Source organism: Aquincola tertiaricarbonis (assembly GCF_023573145.1).
GTDB classification, from domain to species: Bacteria; Pseudomonadota; Gammaproteobacteria; order Burkholderiales; family Burkholderiaceae_C; genus Aquincola; species Aquincola tertiaricarbonis_B.
On sequence record NZ_CP097635.1, the window covers coordinates 1,152,492 to 1,171,903 of the forward strand.

Here is a 19,412-nt window from a genome sequence, read left to right on the forward strand (position 1 = left end):
GGGGCGATGGCTCAGCGGCGCGGTTGAACGTGCCAGATCTGCTCGGCGTACTGCCCGATGGTGCGGTCGGCGGAGAACGGGCCCATGCCGGCCACGTTGGCGATGGCGCTGCGCGCCCAGGCGTCGCGGTCGCGGAAGCGGCGGTCCACCTGCAGCTGCGTGCTGACGTACGAGTCGTAGTCGGCCAGCAGGAAGTAGTGGTCGCCGCCCCACAGCAGCGCATCGACCACGCCACGGTAGCGGTCGGGCTCGTCGGGCGAGAAGGCGCCGCTGGCAATCGCGTCCAGCACCGACTTCAGGCGCGCGTTCTCTTCATAGATGCGCATCGGCTGGTAGCCGGCGCGGCGCTGGGCTTCCACCTCGGGCGTGCGCAGGCCGAAGATGAAGATGTTGTCGTCGCCCACGGCCTGGCCGATCTCGATGTTGGCGCCGTCCAGCGTGCCGATGGTCAGCGCACCGTTCAGGGCCAGCTTCATGTTGCCGGTGCCCGAGGCTTCGGTGCCGGCGGTGGAGATCTGCTCCGACAGCTCGGCGCCGGGCATGATGACCTCGGCCACCGAGACGCCGTAGTTCGGGATGAAGGCCAGCTTCAGCCGGTCGCCGACGCGGCGGTCGTTGTTGATCACGGCGGCCACGTCGTGGATCAGCCGGATGATCTGCTTGGCCATGTGGTACGACGAAGCGGCCTTGCCCGCGAAGATCACCGTGCGCGGCTGCCAGTCGCCGTTCGGGTTGTCCAGGATCTCCTGGTAGCGGGTGATCACGTGCAGCAGGTTCAGCAGCTGGCGCTTGTACTCGTGGATGCGCTTGACCTGCACGTCGAACAGGCTGGTGGGGTCCACCTGCAGACCGATGGTCTTGTGGATCAGCGCGGCCAGGCGAGACTTGTTGTGCTGCTTGGCTTCGGCAAAGGCGATGCGGAAGCTGCTGTTGTCGCCGGCGGTCTTGAGCTTGGCCAGCTCATCCAGGTTGAGGCGCCAGCCCTGACCCAGCGTCTGGTCGAGCAGGCTGCTGAGCTTGGGGTTGGCCTGCGCCAGCCAGCGGCGCGGGGTGACGCCGTTGGTCATGTTGGTGAAGCGCTCGGGCCACAGGTAGGCGAAGTCCGAGAAGATGGTTTGCACCAGCAGGTCGGAATGCAGCTGCGACACGCCGTTGATCATGTGGCTGCCCACAATGGACAGGTTGGCCATGCGCACGCGCTTCTCGCCGCCTTCGCTCACCAGCGACAACCGGCGCAGGAACTCGACGTCGTCGGGCTTCTTGCTGGCGGCAAAGGCCAGGAACTCGTGGTTGATGCGGAAGATGATGTCCAGGTGCCGCGGCAGCACGTGGTGCATCAGGTCGACGGCCCAGGTTTCCAGCGCCTCGGGCATCAGCGTGTGGTTGGTGTACGAGAAGGTCTGCTGGGTGATCTTCCAGGCCGCTTCCCAGGCCATGCCGTGCTGGTCCACCAGCAGGCGCATCAACTCGGCCACGCCGATGGCGGGGTGGGTGTCGTTCAGGTGGATGGCCACCTTCTCGTGCAGGTTGTCCAGCGTGGGGTGCTCTTCCAGGTGGCGCGCCAGGATGTCCTGGATGGACGCCGAGGTGAAGAAGTACTCCTGCCGCAACCGCAGCTCACGGCCGGCCGGCGTGCTGTCGTTGGGGTACAGCACCCACGAGATGTTCTCGAACTGGTTCTTGACCTCGGCCGCGCGGGCGTAGTCGCCCGAGTTGAAGGCATGCAGGTCGATGTGGGCCGGTGCCACGGCCTTCCACAGGCGCAGCGTGCTCACCTTGTCGGTGCCGTGGCCGGGGATCACCATGTCGTAGGCCTTGGCGTTGACCTCGGCCGCCGGGCGCCACTGGGCCTTGCCGCCCGGCAGGGCCGGCTGCTCGACCCAGCCGCCGAAGCACACCGGGTAGCCGATGCCGGCGCGCGGAAACTCCCAGGGCGTGCCGTTTTCCAGCCACGAATCAGGGTGCTCGACCTGGCGGCCGCCCTGGATGGACTGGGCGAACATGCCGTACTCGTAGCGGATGCCGTAGCCGAAGGACGGCAGGCCCAGCGTGGCCATCGAGTCCAGGAAGCAGGCCGCCAGCCGGCCCAGGCCGCCGTTGCCCAGCGCCGCATCGGGCTCGCCAGCGGCCAGGTCTTCCAGCGTCTTGGCGTGTTTTTCGGCCGCAGCGGCGGCATCGCCCTGCAGCCCCAGCGAGGCCAGGGCGTTGCCGAAGGTGCGGCCGATCAGGAACTCCATCGAGAGGTAATACACGCGCCGCGCCTTGGTGGCACGGTCGTTGGCCTGGGTACGGACCCAGCGCTGCGACAGCTGCTCACGCACGGCCTGGGACACCGCCTGCAGCACCTCGGGTGCGCCGGCCTGATCGGGTGCCACGCCCACGGTGTTCAGCAGGTGGCGTTCGGTGGCAGTTGCCAGGTCGGTTTCGGTGGTATTGGGTTTCATCAGAGTGAGCTCCTCAGGAGGCCGCGATTTTGGGAGCGCCTGCAAAATTCCAGCCCGGTTTCATGCTGGAATGGTTTGCGGGCGCTGCGCGGGCGCAACGCCGGACGGTGACAGATGCCACATGTGCACAGGCCGGATGGCCGCGCTATCCTGCGCCCGAGCGCCCGATGCGCTTGTGTTCATCTTATCCATTCAGTAGCAGTTCGAAGTTCCAGAAGCAGTACATCCACGTTTCAGACGATCGCCATAACACAGATCCGGGAGACTCCTCGATGGCTACCCATGATGCCGCCCGCAACTTTGACCTGCCCAAGCGCGCTGTCGCACTCGTCCTGGCCGGTGGCCGCGGCAGCCGCCTGAAGAACCTGACCGACCGCCGCGCCAAGCCGGGGGTCTACTTCGGTGGCAAGTTCCGCATCATCGACTTCGCGCTGTCCAACTGCCTGAACTCGGGCATCCGCCGCATCGGCGTGATCACGCAGTACAAGAGCCACAGCCTGATGCGCCACCTGCAGCGCGGTTGGGCCTTCCTGAAGCCCGAGATCAACGAATTCGTGGATCTGCTGCCTGCCCAGCAACGGGTGGACGAAGAAAGCTGGTACCGCGGCACCGCCGATGCGGTCTACCAGAACCAGGACATCATCGCCAGCTACAAGGCCGACTACGTCGTGGTGCTGGCCGGCGACCACGTCTACAAGATGAACTACGCGCTGATGCTGGCCGACCACGTGGAGCAAGGCCGCGACTGCACCGTGGGCTGCATCGAGGTGCCGCGCGAGGAAGCCTCGGCCTTCGGCGTGATGCACATCGACGACCGGCGCCAGATCCTCGATTTCGTCGAGAAGCCGGCCGACCCGCCCGCCATGCCCGGCAAGCCCGACCGCTCGCTGGCCAGCATGGGCATCTACATCTTCAATGCGCGCTACCTGTTCAAGGAACTGGAGCGCGACATGGCCGACCCGAACTCCTCGCACGACTTCGGCAAGGACATCATTCCGCGCGCCGTGGCCAACGGCAATGCGGTGGCGCACCCGTTCGACATGAGCTGCGTCGGCGCGCTGCACGGCGAAGAACCCTACTGGCGCGACGTGGGCACGCTGGACGCCTACTGGGACGCCAACATCGACCTGACGGCCACCGTGCCGAAGCTCGACCTCTACGACACCAAGTGGCCCATCTGGACCTACCAGCCGCAACTGCCGCCCGCCAAGTTCGTGCACGACATGGGCGACCGCCGCGGCACCGCAATCGAATCGCTGGTCTCGGGCGGCTGCATCGTCTCGGGTGAGGTGCGGCGCACGGTGCTGTACTCGGGCGTGCGGGTGCATTCGCATGCCAAGGTGATGCTGTCGGTGCTGCTGCCCGACGTGCAGGTGGGCCGCGGTGCGCGGCTCAACAAGGTCATCATCGACCGCGGCTGCCACATCCCCGACGGCATGGTGATCGGCGAGGACGCCGAAGAAGATGCGCGCCGCTTTTTGCGCAGCGAAGGCGGCGTGGTGCTGGTCACGCGGGACATGCTGGCGGCGCTGCAATGAGCCCCGCGCTGGCAGGCGCGGCACCGGGGCAGCCGGTGCCGCTCAAAGTGCTGCATGTGGCGGCCGAAGTGTTCCCTCTGGTCAAGACGGGTGGGCTGGCCGACGTGGTGGCGGCACTGCCGCCAGCGCTCATTGCCGCCGGTGCCGACGTGCGCCTGCTGGTGCCCGGCCTGCCGCAGATGGCCCAGGCCATCGAGCAGCCGCGGCGCGTGCTCGATCTCGGTGCACAGTTCGGAGCCGGCCGCGTCAGCTTGATGCTCGGGCGCATGCCCGATACCGGCGTGCCGGTGTACTTCATCGACGCGCCCTACCTGTACCGCCGCGGTGGCGGCCCCTACCAGGACACCCGCGGCCAGGAATGGGGCGACAACCTGCAGCGCTTCGCGCTGCTGGGCTGGGTGGCCGCCCACCTGTCGGCCGGCGAGCTGGACCCCGACTGGGCGCCCGACGTGATGCATGCGCACGACTGGCATGCCGGCATGTCCTGCGCCTACGTGGCCGGCCATCCGCCCACGCAGGCCGCTTCGGTGTACACGGTGCACAACCTGGCCTACCAGGGGCTGTTTCCCACCGCCGACTTCCCGTGGCTGGGCCTGTCCTCGCGCTTCATGTCGCCGGCCGGGCTGGAGTTCCACGGCCAGGTGTCCTTCATGAAGGCGGGGCTGAAGTTCGCCGACCGCGTGACCACCGTCAGCCCCGGTTATGCGCGCGAGATCGCGACGCTGGAACATGGCTTCGGACTCGATGGCGTGATCCGCGGCCGCGGCGCGGACGTTCACGGCATCATCAACGGCATCGACGAGTCGCTGTGGAATCCGCTCACCGACCCCGGCATCGCCCAGCGCTTCGACGCCGAGACGGTGAGTTCCGGCAAGGCGGCCTGCAAGCGGGCACTGCAGCAGGAGTTCGGCCTGGACACCAAGGCCGCCGGGCCGCTGTGTGGCGTGGTCAGCCGGCTCACCTCGCAAAAAGGCCTGGACCTGGTGCTGGCCGCGCTGCCGGCGCTGCTGCAGCGGGGCGGCCAGCTGGTGCTGCAAGGCAATGGCGACCCTTCGCTGGAAGCCGCCTTCCGCATGGCCCAGCAGGCGCATGCCGGCCACGTGGGTGTCAAGCTGGTCTATGACGAAGACCTGGCCCACCGCGTGATGGCCGGCGCCGACCTGGTGCTGGTGCCTTCGCGCTTCGAGCCCTGCGGGCTGACGCAGATGTACGCCCAGCGTTATGGCGCGCTGCCGGTGGTACGCCGCGTGGGCGGCCTGGCCGACACGGTGGTGGACGCGACGCCCGAGACCCTGGCCGCCGACCAGGCCACCGGCTTCATGTTCGATGCGGCCAGCGGCCACGCGCTGGAAGGCGCCATCCACCGCGCCTGCGACGTGCTGGTGGAACCGGTGACCTGGCAGCAGATGCGCCGCCGCGCGATGGCCTGCAGCTTCTCCTGGGAAGGCCCGGCCCAGCAATACCTGTCGCTGTACCGCGAAGCCATCGCCGCACGCGCCGCGCAGCCGCGCGGGGTGCCGGAAGGCTGACACGAGCTGCCCATTAAAAAGCCGCCCGAGGGCGGCTTTCTTGCGCTCGCTGGCGGCGTGCGCTTACTTGTTGGAAGCGAAGCGGAAGCGCGACTCGGGGCGGGTTTGCAGTTCGCCGGGCAGCGAGCCGATGTACTCGGCGATGGCCTTCAGCTCGACGTTGCTGTACTGCTTGACCTGGCCGGCCATGATGGCGTTGCCCCGGCCGATCAGGTTGTTGTTGGTGGTCTTGTACGACTTGAGCGCCACGTACAGGTAGTCGGGGTACTGGCCCGCGATCTTGGGGTAGCTGCCGTCGATCGGCTTGCTGAAATTGGCGCCGTGGCAGGACACGCAGGCGCCCTTGGTCAGCAGCTCGGCCACTTCGGGGCGGGGCTTGACGGCCGGCTCTTCCGAGACCGGCTTGGGGTCGGCCACGTTGCCTTCATAGAAGGCGGCGATGTCGGCCATGTCCTGATCGGTCAGCGAGGTGGCGATGCCGCGCATCGTGGGGTGCTTGCGGTCGCCGGTCTTGTAGCTGTTGAGCGCGGCCACGATGTACTTGGCGCCCTGGCCCGAGATCTTGGGCACCAGGTGCTGCTCAGGAAACGCGGCCTTGTACTCGGGGATGCCGTGGCAGCCGATGCACATCGCCACCTTCTTCGCGCCGGCTGCCGCATCGGGCTTGATGTCCTGGGCGCTGGCCCCTGAAACGATGCCGGACAGGGCCAGCACAAACAGCAAGGAGTGGGCTTTGTTCATCGTTGTTGCGGACCTGTGGCTGTGGGCTTGAGTACAGCAAAGGATTATAGGGGGGCCCTTATACTGGCTTAAACCCTGATAAAGCCCTGACAAGGCGTCCGCGCAAAGGCCCAGCACCCCATGAAGTTCCAAGGCTCCGACCAATACGTCGCCACCCAGGATCTGATGCTGGCCGTCAATGCAGCCATCACCTTGCAGCGCCCGCTGCTCATCAAGGGCGAGCCCGGCACCGGCAAGACCATGCTGGCCGAGGAAGTGGCCAGCGCGCTGGGCATGCCGCTGCTGCAGTGGCACATCAAGAGCACCACCAAGGCCCAGCAGGGCCTGTATGAATACGACGCGGTGAGCCGCCTGCGCGACAGCCAGCTGCAGGATCCCGTCAGCGCCGAGAAGGTGCGCGACATCCGCAACTACATCGTGCAGGGCACGCTGTGGCAGGCCTTCACGTCGGAGCAGCCGGTGGTGCTGCTGATCGACGAGATCGACAAGGCCGACATCGAATTCCCGAACGACCTGCTGCGCGAGATCGACCGCATGGAGTTCTACGTCTACGAGACGCGGGAACTGGTCAAGGCCAGGCACCGGCCGCTGGTGTTCATCACCTCCAACAACGAGAAGGAGCTGCCCGACGCCTTCCTGCGCCGCTGCTTCTTCCACTACATCAAGTTCCCCGATGCCACGACGATGCAGAAGATCGTCGACGTGCACTTCCCCGGCATCAAGAAGGACCTGCTGGGCGCCGCACTGAAGAACTTCTACGACGTGCGCAACCTGCCCGGCCTGAAGAAGAAGCCCAGCACCAGCGAGCTGATCGACTGGCTCAAGCTGCTGGTGGCCGAAGACATCCCGGCCGAGGCGCTGCAGAGCAAGGACGACAAGGTGGCCGTGCCGCCGCTGCTGGGCGCGCTGCTGAAGAACGAGCAGGACGTGACGCTGTTCGAGAAGCTGGTGTTCATGCAGCGGCACAACCGCTAGAGCGACCTCAGTCCCGCCGGGCCGCCCCAAGGGACTGAGCGCCCCCTCGGGGGGCAGCGAGCGCAGCGAGCTTGGGGGCTGACTCAGCGCCCCAGCGTGACCGACAGGCCCAGCCGCGGTTCCACCCGCTGGGCGTCCACCGGCCGGTAGGCCGACAGGTCCAGCGTGGCCCGCCGCGGCACCAGCCACCAGCGCAGGCCCACCGTCTCGGCGGTGCCGCCGGTGCGGTCGGTGGCCAGCTGCATGTACATCAGGTGCTCACCGGCCACGCGCCACAGCGTGGACCACTTGGCGCGCGAGCGCAGCGCCGTCGTGTCCTTGTCGCGGCCGAACTGCAGCTCCATTGCCCAGTCGTCGTTGATGCGCAGCATGCTGCCGGCGGCCACCAGCGCGCGCGCGGCCTGGCTGCGCACCGTGGGGTCGCCACTGGCCTTGACGCCCAGGCGGGCGCTGGTGGTCAGCTGGTCGGCCAGCCGCGTGCTCATCCACTGGTCGATCGAAAGGTCGAAGCGCCGCATGCGCGCATTGCTGGCGATGGCCGGCGGCGGCGCGGCCACGTTCAGCGCCAGCCGCTCGCCGGTGCAGCCGTAGCCCATGCCACCGCCCAGGTCGGCGCGCTCCAGCTGGCGCTCACGCTGTTCGCCATTGGCGTCGGCAAAGGGGTCGAGCGCGCAGGTGGACGGGGCGGCGAAGGCCGCCGGCCCCAGCAGCGACCGGCGCGGCACCGGCTTGAGCCACTGCACCCGCAGCCCGGTGGGCGCCACCGCGGGGCCGGGGTCGGCCCAAGGCTCGGCCCGGGCGCTGCCCAGCGCGCCCCACAGCAGGGCCGACAGGCCCGCCAGCAGCAGGCAGGAACGCGAGGAGGTGCGCGTTTTCATGGGTTCAGGGCGGCAGGAAGAGGCGGTATCGATGATGCGATCATCGTCGCGTGTCAACAGCAAGAAAAACACCAGTTAATCCCTGGTGGTTACACCACGATGCCCTGGCTTGAACCGACCCGACTGGCTGGCCGCTGGGCCAGCCTGGTGCCACTTGTATCCGAGCATGCGGGCGCGTTGTCCGAAGCGGTGCAGGAAGGCGAATTGTGGAAGCTCTGGTACACCGCCGTGCCCGCCCCCGAGCGCATGGCCGCCGAGATCGGGCGCCGGCTGGGGCTGCAGGCCGCCGGCAGCATGCTGCCCTTCACCGTGCTGAACGCCGAAGGCCAGCCCGTCGGCATGACGACCTACATGAACGTGGACGCCGTGCACAAGCGGGTGGAGATCGGCAGCACCTGGCTCGCGCGGCGGGTGCAGCGCGGGCCGCTGAACACCGAATGCAAGCGCATGCTGCTGGCCCACGCCTTCGAGCAACTGGACTGCATCGCGGTGGAGTTTCGCACGCACCGCCTGAACACCCAGAGCCGGCGCGCCATCGAGCGGCTGGGTGCGCAGCTCGACGGCATCCTGCGCAGCCACCAGCGCACCGCCGACGGCGCCCTGCGTGACACCGCCGTCTACAGCATCACCGCGGCCGAATGGCCGACCGTGCGCAACCACCTCGACTGGCAGCTCGCCAAGCCGCGCTGACCCCCCACACCATGGCCCACAAGCTTTTCGACATCGAAGCCCTCTGGAAGATCGAGCGCCTGGGCGCGCCCAGCCTGTCGCCGGACGGCGCACAGGCGGTGGTGCCGGTCACCCGCTTTTCCATGGCAGACAACAACAGCCGCACCGGGCTGTGGCTGCTGTCCACCCGCGGCGGCAAGCCCCGCGCGCTGACCCACGGCGGCGACAAGGACGGCCAGCCGCAGTGGAGCCCGCGTGGCGACCGCATCGCCTTCGTCGGCAAGCGTGAGCAGGAAGGCCGCAAGGACGCCTCGCCGCAGCTGTACGTCATCCCCGCCGATGGGGGCGAGGCCCGGCGCGTGGCCACCGTGGCCACCGGCCTGGAGGCCTACCGCTGGCTGCCCGACGGCAAGCGCATCGCCGCGGTGTCCTGGGTGTGGCCGCAGCTCAAGGGTGGCCGCGCCCAGGCCAAGGCCTACAAGGACTTCAGCGAACGCAAGGAGACCGGCTACGTCACCGCCGAGCCGCTGTACCGCTTCTGGGACGACAACCTGCCGCAGGACCGGGTGCCGCACCTGCACCTGATCGACGTGGACAGCGGCAAGGTGCGCGACCTGTTCGAAGGCACGCCCTACGAGCTGCGCCGGCCCGACCCGAGCGCGGAGAACTTCGACATCTCGCCCGATGGCGAGCGTATCGTCTTCGCCTTCGACCCGGCGCCGGTCAAGCGCATCGACGGCCGCTTCGCGCTGGCCGAGCTGCAGCTGGCCACCGGCCGCATCGACGTCATCGCCCGCGACGACGACTACGACTTCTCATCGCCACGCTACAGCCCCGACGGCGACCGCATCGCCTTCACCGCCAGCCACCAGGGCCGCAAGCACACCATGCCGGCGCAGCTGGCGGTGTGGGAGCGCAGCCGCCCCGGCAGCCGCAGCGGCCGCTGGGCGGTGGAAAGCGAAGCCTGGGACCATGAAGTGCATGCGCCGCTGCACTGGGAGGAAGACGGCCAGGCCGTGCTGTTCACCGCCGAGCAGCAGGGCCGCTGCCACCTGTGGCGCTTCGACCTGCCCGACCGCCGCGCCGAGGTGGTGCTGGAAGGCGGCTGGGTGCACGGCTTCGACAAGCAGGCCGGCACCCTGGTGGCGCTGCGCGATTCGGCCAGCCACCCCGGGCAGATCGTGGCCTGCCTGCCCGGCCAGCCGCCGCGCCGCCTCGAGCGCTTCAACGACGCGCTGCTGGGCCCGATGGTCTGGGGCCGCAACGAGGCCTTGTGGATCGACGGTGCCGAGGGCGACAAGGTGCAGGTGTGGATGACCTACCCGCCCGGCTTCGACCCGAAGAAGAAGTACCCGCTGCTGCACCTGATCCACGGCGGCCCGCACACCGCGGCCGGCGACGTGTGGCACTACCGCTGGAACACCGAGCTGTTCGCCGCCCAGGGCTATGTGGTGGCGGCGGTCAATTACCACGGCTCCTCCAGCTTCGGTTATGCCTTCCTCGACAGCATCACCCACCGCTGGGGCACGCTGGAGCTGCAGGACATCGAGGCCGCCACCGACGCGCTGCTGCAGCAGCCCTGGGCCGACCCGGCGCGGGTGTTTGCCACCGGCGGCAGCTATGGCGGCTACATGGTGGCCTGGATGAACGGCCATGTGGACCCTGGGCGCTATGCCGCCTATGTGTGCCATGCCGGCTGCTTCGACTGGCAGGCCATGTTCGCCGACGACGCGTGGAGCTGGCATGCCAAGGAGCTGGGCGCCTGGTACTGGGACAAGCCCGATCAGGTGGCGGCCCAGAGCCCTTCCACCTATGCCGGCAACATGCGCACGCCCACCCTGGTGATCCACGGCGCCAAGGACTACCGGGTGCCCGATGCACAAGGCCTGGCCTACTACAACACGCTGCATGCCCGCGGCGTGGACACACGGCTGCTGTGGTTCCCGGACGAGAACCACTGGGTGCTCAAGCCCCGCAACAGCCGGCTCTGGTATGCCGAGTTCCTGGCCTGGCTCAAGCGCCACGACCCGGCACAGCAGCCGGCGCGCAAGCGGCGCAAATAGGCCCGCGCCGCGCAGCGCCGCTTGCAAGCAGATGCAAGCGGCGCCCCGCGCGGGTTTGCTGGCACTTGCATTGCCAAACAGTCCTTTGCCTACACTGGCCCGATCTCGCCTGCCGGACCCCACGCCATGCTCATCAACTTCTTCTACACGCTGCGCGCCGCCAAGCTGCCGGTGTCCGTCAAGGAGTACCTGACGCTGCTGGAAGCCCTGAAGGCCGACGTCATCGGGCCCTCGGTGGACGACTTCTACTACCTGGCCCGCACCACGCTGGTCAAGGACGAGAGCCAGTTCGACAAGTTCGACCGTGCCTTCGGTGCTTATTTCAAGGGCGTGGAACTCCTGACCGATTTCAGCCAGGACGTGCCGCTGGAATGGCTGCGCAAGACGCTGGAGCTGGAGCTCAGCCCCGAGCAGAAGGCCGCCATCGAGAAGATGGGCTGGGACGAGTTGATGGAGACGCTGAAAAAGCGCTTCGAGGAGCAGAAGGAACGCCACGAGGGCGGCAACAAGTGGATCGGCACCGGCGGCACCAGCCCCTTCGGCGCCCACGGCTACAACCCGCAGGGCATCCGCATCGGGCAGGACAAGGGCCGCAACAAGAGCGCGGTGAAGGTCTGGGACCAGCGCAGCTTCAAGGACTACGACGACAACCTGGAGCTGGGCACCCGCAACATCAAGGTGGCGCTGCGCCGGCTGCGCCGCTTCGCGCGTGAGGGCGCCGCAGAGGAGCTGGACCTGGACGACACCATCCACTCCACCGCCGCCAACGCCGGCCTGCTCGACATCAAGATGGTGCCCGAGCGCCACAACAAGGTGAAGGTGCTGCTGCTGATGGACGTGGGCGGCACGATGGACGAGCACATCCACCGCGTGGAAGAACTGTTCAGCGCCGCCAAGACCGAGTTCAAGCACCTGGAGTTCTATTACTTCCACAACTGCGTCTACGACTTCATGTGGAAGAACAACCGCCGCCGCTACAGCGAGAAGTTTCCGACCTGGGACGTGATCCGCAAGTACAACAAGGACTACAAGCTGATCTTCGTGGGCGACGCCACCATGAGCCCGTACGAGATCCTGCAGCCCGGCGGCAGCGTCGAATACAACAACGAGGAGCCGGGCGCCGAATGGCTGCAGCGGCTCACGCAGGCCTTTCCCAAGTTCGCATGGATCAACCCCGAGCCGCAAGGCGTCTGGCAGTACCGACAGAGCATCTCCATCGTCCAGCAGCTGATGAATCAGCGCATGTTTCCGTTGAGCCTGCAGGGGCTGGAAGGTGCGATGCGGCTGCTGAGCAAATGATCAGGCGCGCAGGCGCCTGCCTGCTGCTGGCCGCCTGCGTGGTGCTGCCCGGCTGCGCCTGGCTCAAGCCGCCACCGCCCGAACCGCAAGGCGCCAGCGAGGCCACGCTGGCCCCGCTGGCGGTGGAGCTGGAAGTGCAGGCGCCGGGCGAACTGCGCAGCCTGCTCGAGAACTACCTGGACCTGGGGCGGCTGCGCGCGCTGGCGCCCGACGAGCCCATCACCCCGGCCGAACTGCGCCGCCTGGAAGCCGCCACGCCGGCCCAGGCCCGCGCACTGCTGGAAACCGAGGGCTACTTCGATGCCCAGGTGCAGGTGCAGCGCGTGGCCGACAACCCGCCGCGCGTGCGTGTGACGGTGGAGCCCGGCCAGCGCACCATCGTGCGCGACGTGGTGTGGGACGTGAAGGGCCCGCTGCAGCAGGCGGTGGAAGCCGGCGACCGGCGCGCCATGGCCGCCCGCAGCGCGCTGCAAGGCAACTGGCCGCTGCCGCCGGGTACGCCCTTCCGCAATGCGCAGTGGAGCAATGCCAAGAGCAGCGCGCTGGCGCAGCTGCGGGCCTCGGGTTATGCCTCGGCCAGCTGGGAAAGCACCCGTGCCGAGGTGGACGCAGTGGACCAGAACGCGGTGCTGTGGGTCACCGCCCAGTCGGGCCCGCTGTTCCGCACCGGTGAGCTGCGCATCCGGGGCCTGCAGCGCCATGACGAGCAGACGGTGCGCAACCTGGCCAACTTCGAGCCCGGCACACCGGCCACCGAGCAGCTGCTGCTGGACTATCAAGAGCGGCTGCAGAAGTCGGGCCTGTACGACCGCGCCACCGTCAACATCGACACCGACCCGGCGGTGGCCGATGCCACACCGGTGACGGTGCGGCTGGGCGAGCTGCCGCTGCAGACGGCCATCGTGGGCCTGGGCGTCAGCGCCAACACCGGGCCGCGGGCCACGCTGGAGCACATCCACCGCCGCATCTTTGGCCAGCGCGCCACGCTGCGCAACAAGTTCGAGCTGGCCCAGCTACGCCAGGCCTGGGAGGGTGAACTCACCTCGCACACCCTGCCCGGCCTCAAGCGCAACCTGGTGGGCGGTGCGCTGGAGCGCGTGGAATCCAGCGACGACGTCGTCAAGTCGGCGCGGCTGCGCGCCGGCCGCGCCTATGACGGCGAGCGCATCGACCGGCTGCTGTTCGTGGAGGTGGAGCAGTCCGACACCCGCAACGACCTGGGCACCGAAACAGCCCGCGCCATCTCGCTGAACCTGCACAACACCTGGCGCAAGGTGGACAACATGCTGCTGCCGACCGACGGCGTGGGCCTGAGCCTGCAGACCGCCGTGGGCCAGGCCCGCAGCGACAACTTCGACAACACCCATGCCACCGGCCCCTACGCCCGCGCCTATGCCAAGCTGCAGTGGTGGAAGCCGGTGGGCGAGGACTGGTATGCCCACACCCGGCTGGAGCTGGGGCAGGTGTTCGTCAAGAGCAACCTGAGCGTGCCCGACAGCCAACGCTTCCGCGCCGGTGGCGACGAATCGGTGCGCGGCTATGGCTACCGCGACCTGGGGCCGGAGGAAAACGGCGTCACCCGCAGCGGCAACGTGCTGATGACCGCCAGCGCCGAGATCGCCACCCCCATCACACCGCGCATTCCGGGGCTGTGGTGGGCCACCTTCATCGACCTGGGCAATGCCGCCGACCGCTGGAGCGAGCTGAGCCCGGCCCTGGGCGTGGGCGCCGGCGTGCGCTACCGCAGCCCGCTGGGGCCGGTCAGCGTCGACCTGGCTTATGGCCGTGAAACCAAGTCCCTGCGGCTGCACCTGAACGTGGGCGTGCAGTTCTGATACCCGCCGCCGCAACGCCCGCCTGCTGATTACTGCCCCATGGCCACCGACCTGCCGCCTGACGCCCCCCGCACGCCCCCGCCCACCCCCGCCCCACGACTGCGCACGCTGCGCGGCACCGCCTGGCGCTGGGCGCTGCTGAGCCTGCTGGCCCTGCTGGTGCTGCTGGGCCTGGCCGTGGCCGGCGCGGCCTGGCTGCTGCGCACACCGGCCGGCAACGCCTGGGTGCTGGGCCGTGTGCCCGGCCTGGTGGTGCAGCAGCCGCAAGGCGTGTTCAGCGGCGGGCCCTACGCCACGCCGCGCCTGAGCTACACCGGGGCCGACGGCCTGCAGGTGACCATCGAGAACCTGCGCTGGCAAGACCTGCGCTGGCGCTTCCGCCCCAGCGAGGGCACCTTGCTAGGCCTGGTGCTGCAGGCGCCGCAGGCCGACCGCGTGGTGGTGCGCACCGCACCCACGCCCGAGCCGCCGCCGGCCCAGCCGCCGCTGCAGCGCCCGGGCAGCCTGCGCCTGCCGCTGGAGCTGCAGGTGCAGAACCTGGCGGTGGGCAGCGTGCTGGTGGACGACCAGCCCGCCATCACCGATGTGGCGGCCAGCCTGCACCTGGGGGCCGACCGCAACCGCAGCCACCTGCTGCAGGGCCTGCGCCTGACGCGCGACGGCCTGCAGCTGTCGGCCGATGGCCGCATTGGCACGCAGGACGACATGGCCGTGCAGATGCAGGCGGCGTTGCGCTCGGCGCCGGACAGCAGCTTTCCCGTGGAAGCCGATGTGCAGGCCAATGGGCCGCTGGACCGCATCGGCCTGACGGCCGCCCTGCGCGCCACCGGCACCGACGGCGCAGCCCAGGCCACGCCGGGCAAGGTGGACCTGCAGGCCACCGTCACCCCGTTCGCCGCCTGGCCGCTGGGCACGCTGACCGCCCGGCTGCAGGCACTCGACCTGGCGCCGCTGGCGAACGGCCTGCCCACCACCCGCCTGGACGGCGACGTGCGCGTGGACAGCGCCGGCGCCAACCAGCCCGCCGAGATCACGCTGCAGCTGACCAACGGCCTGCCCGGCCGCTGGGACGAAATGCGGCTGCCGCTGCAGGGCTTGCAGCTCACGCTGCAAGGCACGCCTTCGGACCGCAGCACGCTGTCCTTCACCCGGCTGCAGGCCGACCTGCCGGCCGCCGGCCGCGTGGAAGGCAGCGGCCGCTGGCAGGCCGACGCGCTGCAGCTCGACCTGCAGCTGGCGGGCGTGCAGCCGGCGCAGCTGGACGCCCGCGCCGCTGCGATGACGGTGAGCGGCCCGCTGGCGCTGTCGGTGCGTGGCCTGCCATCGCCCGATGGCAGCCCGGCCCCGGCCGGCGCGCCGCTGGTGGCCGCGCTGCGCGGCACGCTGGACGGCCGCCTGGCCCAGCCCCAGGCCCCGCGCGCCAGGGTGGTGGTGGACGCGGAGGTGACCCGCCAGCCCAACGGCCAGCTGCTGGCCGAGGTGAACCAGCTGCAGGCCAGCGCCGGCGCCGCCCGTGCGCAGGCCAAGGCCCGCTTCGAGATGGCGCCGGCCGGCGCCTGGTCGCTGGACACCAGCGGCAGCTTCACCGCCTTCGACCCCACGCCGTGGATCCCGGGCCCCGCCGGTTCGGCCTGGCGCAAGGGCCCGCACAAGCTGGACGGCCACTGGAAGGCCAACGCCAACCTGCCCGCCACGGCCGCTGCCCACACGCCGCTGCTGCAGGCCGTGCGCGGCACCGCCGACCTGGCGCTGCGCAACAGCCTGCTGGCCGGCGTGCCGCTGGACGGCACGCTGAACTGGAAGGCCACCGGCGTGCAGCAGCTGAGTGCCCGCCTCGATGCCGCCGGCAACCGCCTGGAACTGGAAGGCCAGACCGGCGGCGCCCCCGCCGCCGACCGCTGGCAGGGCCGCCTGGACGCACCGGCGCTGGCCGCGCTGGCACCGCTGGGCGGGCTGAGCCCCGCGCTGCAGGCCTGGATGCCCAAGGCCGGCACCGCCGAAGGCCGCTTCCAGCTGCAGGGCCGCTGGCCGGCGTTGCAGACCGACGGCAACCTGCAGGTCAACGGCCTGGTGACCGGGGATGCGCGGCTGCAGCGCCTGGTGGCTTCGTGGCAGGCCTCGGCCGATGCCAATGCGCCGCTGTCGCTCGACCTGCAGGCGCAAGGCCTGGCGCAGGGCGTGCAACGCCTGGACAACCTCAAGGCCGTGATCGACGGCAGCCTGGCCCGCCACCGCTTCTCGCTGGAAGCCGACAGCCCGGTGCGCCCACCGGCCTGGGCCGACGTGGCCGAAGCCCGCCGGACCCCGCGCGGCGCCGCCGGCACGGCGGGCACCGCGCTGCTGCTGCGCGGCGACGGCACCTGGCAGCCGGCCAGCCGGCTGTGGCAGGGCCGCGTGTCCGAACTCAGCGCCCGCGACCGCGTGCAGCCGCAGCCCGCCTGGCTGGCCGCGCAAAACCTGGCCGGCGCGCTGCGGCTGGACGCCGACGGCGGCGTGGCCGAAGCCTCGCTGCAACCCGGCCGGCTGGAAGCCCTGGGCGCTGCCTTGCGCTGGCAGGCCGCGCGCTGGCAGGCGGCCAGCGGCGGCACGCCGCAGCGCATCGACGTGGAGGCCACGCTCGACCCGCTGCGCGTGGCGCCGTGGCTGGCCCGCTTCCAGCCCGACATGCGCTGGGGCGGCGACCTGGCCCTGCAAGGCCGCATCTCGCTGCACAGCGCCGGCGCGGTGGCCGGCGACGTGGTGATCGAGCGGGCCGGCGGCGACCTGACGCTGGCCGACGACGCCGGCATGGAGTCGCTGGGCCTGACCGACCTGCGCGTGGCGGCTTCGGCCCAGAACGGCACCTGGTACTTCACCCAGGCCGTGGCCGGCGCCAACCTGGGCGTGCTGGCCGGCTCGCAGGCGCTGCGGCCGCCGGCCGGCGCCACCTGGCCCACGGCGCAGACGCCGCTGGAAGGCGTGCTGGAGTGGCGGGTGGACAACCTGGCGGTGTGGGCGCCCTGGGTGCCGCCGGCCTGGCGCCTGGGCGGCAAGCTGCGCACCAGCGCCTATTTCAGCGGCACGCTGGCCGAGCCCGGCATCAATGGCGAGCTGGTGGGCAGCGAGCTGGCGGTGCGCAACCTGCTGCAGGGCATCGACGCCCGCAACGGCAGCTTGACCCTGCAACTTCGGGGCACCGAGGCCACGCTGCAGCAGCTGCGGCTACAGGGCGGCGACGGCACGCTGAGCGCCACCGGCCGTGCCACGCTGGGTGCAAAGCCGACGGTCCAGCTCAAGGTGCTGGCCGACCGCTTCACCGCGCTCGGTCGGCTGGACCGCCGCATCGTCACCAGCGGCAGCGCCGACGTCGGCTTCGAAGGCGACCGGCTCAAGGTGGATGGCCGCTTCGGCATCGACGAAGGCCTGATCGACTTCTCACGCGGGGACGCGCCCAGCCTGGACGGCGACGTGGTGGTGGTGCGCCGCCGCGGCGATGCGCCGATCACGCCCGACGAGGCGGCCGCCGCCAAGCGCGCCGCGGCGCCGACGCCGGCCCCGGCGATGAATGCCGACGTGCGGGTGGAGGTGTCCATGGGCGAGCAGCTCAAGCTCAAGGGCCGCGGCATCGACACCCGGCTGAAGGGTCGCGTCACCGTCACCACGCCGGGCGGCCAGCTGGCGGTGAACGGCGCCGTGCGCACCGAGTCGGGCACCTACGCGGCCTATGGTCAGAAGCTGGAGATCGAGCGCGGCATCGTGCGCTTCGACGGCCCGGTGGAGAACCCGCGGCTGGAGATCGTGGCCATCCGGCCCAACCTCGATGTCGCGGTGGGTGTGCAGATCGGCGGCACGGCGCTGAACCCGCGGGTGCGCCTGTTCAGCGACCCCGACATGGCCGACATGGACAAGCTGTCGTGGCTGCTGCTGGGCCGCGCGCCCGACGGCCTGGCCCGCACCGACACCGCACTGCTGCAGCGCGCCGCGATGGCCCTGATCGCCGGCGACGGCCCCTCACGCACCGGCGACCTGATGAAGAGCATCGGCCTGGATGACCTGTCCGTGCGGCAGGAGGAAACCGGCACCACCAAGGACACCATCGTGTCGCTGGGCAAGCAGATCTCGCAACGGGTGTACCTGGGCTACGAGCACGGCGTCAACAGCGCCGCCGGCAACTGGCAGCTGATCTACCGCGCCGCCCAGCGCTTCACGCTGCGGGCGCAGGCGGGTGCCGACACAGCCGTCGATGTGATCTGGACCTGGCGGTGGAACTGAGCGGCTGAGCCCCTAGAATCGCGCGCTGCGCTGGCCGCCGTAGTTCAATGGATAGAACGGGGACCTCCTAAGTCTCAGATGCAGGTTCGATTCCTGCCGGGGGCGCCAGCCCCGCCATAAGGCACGCTAAAGCAGCCGATCGGGCCCTGGTGAGAACGGCCGCTCACGGGCTCAACGGCGCAGGCGCCGAACGCCCGCCAGACCGATGACGCCGGCCAGCATCAGCCAGGCGGCGGCCAGCTCGGGCACCGGTACTGCGGTATAGGGCACGCGATAGTCGGTGCCCGACGCAGACCACAGGCCGTACTGCGCTACCGGCTGGCCCGTGCTGTCCAGCAGGCTGCCCACGCCGTTCCAGGCCAGCGTGTGCATGAAGCTGGTGTCGGCCTGGCCGCTGCGCGCAAAGGCATAGGCGGGGTCGGTGGGCGACAGGGCCGGGGCCTGCAGTGCAACCGCGCTGTAGGCCGACAGCGATGCCTGCAGCCAGAACTCCCGGCCGAACACGACCGGAATGTCCATGGTCACCAGCCGCGGCAACGGGCCGCCCCGCACCACACTGTCTCCGTTGCCATAGGCCGCGGCCTCGACCTCCTCAAACGAGGTGGCCAGCCTGTGCATGAGGTCGGCGTCATAGGCCCTCAGGTCGACGGTCAAGGAGGCGTTGACCGCATCGCGCGAGGCCTGGCCCACGTTCAGGCTCGCATCCAGCGCACTGAGCGACCCGTCCAGCCGCAGGCTCACGTGCAACGTGCCGGTGTCGCCAGCCCGGCCCGGCGCATCGACGCGCAACCGGTCGGCGAAGGCGGCGCCGGCCTCGGCGGTGACGCTGACCCGCGCGTGCGGCGAGATCGACCCGGGCATGGACGCGCTGTTGCCCTGTGCGCCAGTGGCCACGCCCAGCGCGCCCCAGGTGGCCGTGGCCGCTGCGGTGGCACTGTTGCGGGCGCCGGACAGTGGATCGATGGCGCCGTCCTGCAACGTCAGCCGCACGCCAGGGCCCCGGTCGCTGGTCCGCAGCGACCGACTGTCGCAGTTGGCGCCGCTGCTGCCGAAGCTGATCTCGCACTGGGTACCCACCCCCAGGCCCACGGTCGTCGGCGCGGCCAGCGCGGTGGCACCGGGCAGGGCGCAGCACCAAGCCAAGGTCATCAAACGGGGGACGGCATGCATGGCGACTCCGGGGTGGTGGC

The 19,412-nt window shown here is 69.9% G+C and carries 12 protein-coding genes and 1 tRNA gene; 9 read left to right on the top strand and 4 right to left on the bottom strand.

The features are described 5' to 3' along the window. Positions 1–11: 11 nt before the first annotated feature. On the bottom strand, positions 12–2,444 hold the full coding sequence (locus MW290_RS05430; RefSeq protein WP_250196246.1) for a glycogen/starch/alpha-glucan phosphorylase: 2,433 nt from the start codon (positions 2,442–2,444) through the stop codon (positions 12–14). A 272-nt stretch (positions 2,445–2,716) separates the two neighbouring features. Here MW290_RS05430 and glgC point away from each other — a divergent pair, with 272 nt between their 5' ends. After that, positions 2,717–3,982 carry a glucose-1-phosphate adenylyltransferase gene (gene glgC / locus MW290_RS05435; RefSeq protein ID WP_250196247.1) on the top strand — a complete coding sequence of 422 codons (1,266 nt, stop codon included), beginning with the start codon at positions 2,717–2,719 and terminating at the stop codon, positions 3,980–3,982. After that, a complete protein-coding gene (gene glgA / locus MW290_RS05440; protein WP_250196248.1) occupies positions 3,979–5,511 on the top strand; it encodes a glycogen synthase GlgA in 1,533 nt (510 codons plus the stop codon). Before glgC ends, glgA begins: the two co-directional genes overlap by 4 nt. Before the next feature lie 63 nt (positions 5,512–5,574). Here glgA and MW290_RS05445 read toward each other — a convergent pair whose 3' ends face one another. Further along, positions 5,575–6,252, bottom strand: coding sequence for a c-type cytochrome (locus tag MW290_RS05445; RefSeq protein ID WP_250196249.1), 678 nt, complete (start codon positions 6,250–6,252; stop codon positions 5,575–5,577). Between the two features lie 120 nt (positions 6,253–6,372). Between MW290_RS05445 and MW290_RS05450 the strand changes: the two genes are divergently transcribed. Beyond that, complete coding sequence (locus MW290_RS05450; RefSeq protein WP_250196250.1) at positions 6,373–7,227, top strand: AAA family ATPase; 855 nt, start codon at positions 6,373–6,375, stop codon at positions 7,225–7,227. An 83-nt stretch (positions 7,228–7,310) separates the two neighbouring features. Here MW290_RS05450 and MW290_RS05455 read toward each other — a convergent pair whose 3' ends face one another. Then, a complete protein-coding gene (locus tag MW290_RS05455) occupies positions 7,311–8,105 on the bottom strand; it encodes a hypothetical protein (protein ID WP_250196251.1) in 795 nt (264 codons plus the stop codon). A gap of 99 nt (positions 8,106–8,204) precedes the next feature. Between MW290_RS05455 and MW290_RS05460 the strand changes: the two genes are divergently transcribed. The 6 genes from MW290_RS05460 (at position 8,205) to MW290_RS05485 (ending at position 18,330) form a co-directional block, all read left to right on the top strand. Beyond that, entirely contained in the window at positions 8,205–8,795 is a 591-nt protein-coding gene (locus tag MW290_RS05460) for a GNAT family N-acetyltransferase (RefSeq protein WP_250196252.1), read from the top strand. A gap of 11 nt (positions 8,796–8,806) precedes the next feature. After that, entirely contained in the window at positions 8,807–10,837 is a 2,031-nt protein-coding gene (locus tag MW290_RS05465) for a S9 family peptidase (RefSeq protein ID WP_250196253.1), read from the top strand. A gap of 126 nt (positions 10,838–10,963) precedes the next feature. Beyond that, positions 10,964–12,136 (top strand): vWA domain-containing protein, encoded by a 1,173-nt coding sequence (locus MW290_RS05470; protein WP_250196254.1) that lies wholly within the window; start codon positions 10,964–10,966, stop codon positions 12,134–12,136. Next, positions 12,133–13,971: an autotransporter assembly complex protein TamA gene (locus MW290_RS05475; RefSeq protein WP_250196255.1), complete on the top strand. Its 1,839-nt coding sequence runs from the start codon at positions 12,133–12,135 to the stop codon at positions 13,969–13,971. Before MW290_RS05470 ends, MW290_RS05475 begins: the two co-directional genes overlap by 4 nt. 39 nt (positions 13,972–14,010) lie before the next feature. Continuing rightward, positions 14,011–18,222, top strand: coding sequence for a translocation/assembly module TamB domain-containing protein (locus tag MW290_RS05480; RefSeq protein ID WP_250196256.1), 4,212 nt, complete (start codon positions 14,011–14,013; stop codon positions 18,220–18,222). 33 nt (positions 18,223–18,255) lie between these two features. Beyond that, positions 18,256–18,330 (top strand) — tRNA-Arg (locus MW290_RS05485). Between the two features lie 63 nt (positions 18,331–18,393). Here the strand turns inward: MW290_RS05485 and MW290_RS05490 are convergent. Next, positions 18,394–19,392: a hypothetical protein gene (locus tag MW290_RS05490; protein ID WP_250196257.1), complete on the bottom strand. Its 999-nt coding sequence runs from the start codon at positions 19,390–19,392 to the stop codon at positions 18,394–18,396. Between the last annotated feature and the right edge of the window lie 20 nt (positions 19,393–19,412).

Excerpts from the sequence above, each read along its gene's own strand:
- MW290_RS05430 (WP_250196246.1), bottom strand. The coding sequence starts at position 2,444 with ATGAAACCCAATACCACCGAAACCGACCTGGCAACTGCCACCGAACGC.
- glgC (WP_250196247.1), top strand. The coding sequence starts at position 2,717 with ATGGCTACCCATGATGCCGCCCGCAACTTTGACCTGCCCAAGCGCGCT.
- glgA (WP_250196248.1), top strand. The coding sequence starts at position 3,979 with ATGAGCCCCGCGCTGGCAGGCGCGGCACCGGGGCAGCCGGTGCCGCTC.
- MW290_RS05445 (WP_250196249.1), bottom strand. The coding sequence starts at position 6,252 with ATGAACAAAGCCCACTCCTTGCTGTTTGTGCTGGCCCTGTCCGGCATC.
- MW290_RS05450 (WP_250196250.1), top strand. The coding sequence starts at position 6,373 with ATGAAGTTCCAAGGCTCCGACCAATACGTCGCCACCCAGGATCTGATG.
- MW290_RS05455 (WP_250196251.1), bottom strand. The coding sequence starts at position 8,105 with ATGAAAACGCGCACCTCCTCGCGTTCCTGCCTGCTGCTGGCGGGCCTG.
- MW290_RS05460 (WP_250196252.1), top strand. The coding sequence starts at position 8,205 with ATGCCCTGGCTTGAACCGACCCGACTGGCTGGCCGCTGGGCCAGCCTG.
- MW290_RS05465 (WP_250196253.1), top strand. The coding sequence starts at position 8,807 with ATGGCCCACAAGCTTTTCGACATCGAAGCCCTCTGGAAGATCGAGCGC.
- MW290_RS05470 (WP_250196254.1), top strand. The coding sequence starts at position 10,964 with ATGCTCATCAACTTCTTCTACACGCTGCGCGCCGCCAAGCTGCCGGTG.
- MW290_RS05475 (WP_250196255.1), top strand. The coding sequence starts at position 12,133 with ATGATCAGGCGCGCAGGCGCCTGCCTGCTGCTGGCCGCCTGCGTGGTG.
- MW290_RS05480 (WP_250196256.1), top strand. The coding sequence starts at position 14,011 with ATGGCCACCGACCTGCCGCCTGACGCCCCCCGCACGCCCCCGCCCACC.
- MW290_RS05490 (WP_250196257.1), bottom strand. The coding sequence starts at position 19,392 with ATGCATGCCGTCCCCCGTTTGATGACCTTGGCTTGGTGCTGCGCCCTG.